This window comes from Winogradskyella pelagia, from assembly GCF_017581965.1.
In the GTDB taxonomy this organism is placed as follows: Bacteria; Bacteroidota; Bacteroidia; order Flavobacteriales; family Flavobacteriaceae; genus Winogradskyella; species Winogradskyella pelagia.
In genome coordinates this window covers 1-1824 of sequence record NZ_JAGEVF010000030.1, presented here as the reverse complement: position 1 = coordinate 1824, position 1824 = coordinate 1, and the positions used below count along the sequence as shown (strand labels likewise).

General features: G+C 31.6%; 2 protein-coding genes. Both read right to left on the bottom strand.

Translation table 11 applies throughout. The features are described from left to right. Positions 1-154: 154 nt before the first annotated feature. Positions 155-937: a DUF6090 family protein gene (locus J4050_RS15085; RefSeq protein WP_208155448.1), complete on the bottom strand. Its 783-nt coding sequence runs from the start codon at positions 935-937 to the stop codon at positions 155-157. Beyond that, positions 930-1715 carry a DUF6090 family protein gene (locus J4050_RS15080; RefSeq protein WP_208155447.1) on the bottom strand — a complete coding sequence of 262 codons (786 nt, stop codon included), beginning with the start codon at positions 1713-1715 and terminating at the stop codon, positions 930-932. The genes J4050_RS15085 and J4050_RS15080 overlap by 8 nt, the downstream gene beginning before the upstream one ends. Between the last annotated feature and the right edge of the window lie 109 nt (positions 1716-1824).

The following is a 1824-nucleotide window of genomic DNA, read 5'->3' as shown; positions in this document are numbered from 1 at the left end:
TTACGAAAAAACTTAATCATGGTCTAATTTAAGCATTTAGTTTGTCCGCAAGCGGCTATCTCAACCAAAGGTCTACTAGACCTTTGATTTTGCCTCTCAAAATTAAGTTTCGATAATCTAAAGAATTTTATCATTGGCTAGCGTTGTGCTTTCGTTATTTTCTAATTTCTGAATTCAAAACTTCAAGAATAAAATTTATTCTATTCATTAAAGTTTCAGATTCTTCATTATTAAACCTATTTAAGTTCAATGAATGAGCAATTAAACTCTCTATTATTGGGTCAGATAGAAAATCATTTTCAGTCAGCGTAACAAGTTTAGATTTTCCGGGAATGGGGTTTATAATTTCTTTAGATTCTAATAAGCTTGCAGGTACTGTTTTCCATGAGGTGTATGCAATATCACGCTGTATTCCTTTTTCAATCATATGGGGCATGAGGTTTTGTTCTGTAAATCTCAGAAACATTTGTTCCACTTCCTGAAGTTGAATAACATCTGTACTCCAATTAACGAGTAGTTGTTTTAATTCTTCGTTTTTTAAAATTTCAATACTTCCAGAACTGACCAGGTCGTTTTCAATAGGGTCAAAGGTAGTTGGGACAATACTACTCACATATATTAAGATACTGTCTCGTGTTGCTTTAGCAGGTTCGTTATAATACTCTAACAATCGTGTGCAATTATGGATTATATCAGTTCTATGTTCAATTTTATAAAGAAGCTGTTCTTTATTAGTCTTAAATTCCTTTTCTAATCGTTTTAGAAAGGCTTGCTCTTTTACATTTTCTTTGCGTTGCTCATTCCAATTGTTAATCTGTAAGGCTATTAAAATTCCAATGACTACAAGAATTATTTCGCCTATTGCGTATTTAAAGTACTTTCCAGTTTTGTTTTTCTCAATAAGTGCATAGCGTATTCGTCTAAAAAACTTAATCATTTGTGGTGCATTTTTTCTCTAAAATTTCATACATTATATCCACTTCCTTTTCAATAAGTGTGATTAATTCTGCGCGTCTGGCAATTATTAGGCTAAAGGTTATGACTATATCATAAAGTTTTTGTTTGTTAATTTCCGAAATGTACTCTGGCATATCCGTTAGAAGTTGCGTTTTAACATCTTCTTCAAAAATATAGTTACGCTTAGGGTCGGAAAGATAAGCTTGATAAACCCCTGTATCAAACCAAGTTTCCAATTTATCATAGTGCTTATCTACTAAGTTCACGTTAGTCAATATTACTTCCGTATAATTAGTAATGTTTGTAAAGTATGCATTAAGTGCCTTAGTCACTATCTTATCCTTTATAATATTTAATTTTCCGCTGGATTTAATATCTGAATATGCCGCATCATTTGGTTGAAATATGTTAGTGTGTTGCCTATTTGATCTAAGCCATTTTTGACCAAAAGCTAAAGTCCGTGGTTTTTCTCTTTGTATTTCTCTAAGCGCCTCATTAATATTTTTAATCCGGTTTTGGTTTGTGGCTTTTAGTTTTGTTATTTGTTCCTTGTCTTGTTTAATTTCATCTAATAATAACTGATAATATGCTTGCTCCTGTGCATTACCCTTTCGATTTTCATTCCAGTTATTTATCTGCAATGCAATTAAAATTCCAATAACCACGAGTACAATTTCTCCAATGGCATATTTGAAGTATTTACCTGTTTTATTTTTCTCCATAAGGCCGTATCTAATTTTACGAAAAAACTTAATCATGGTCTAATTTAAGTATTTAGTTTGTCCGCAAGCGGCTATCTCAACCAAAGGTCTACTAGACCTTTGATTTTGCCTTGCAAAATTAAGTTTCAATAATCTAAAGAATTTT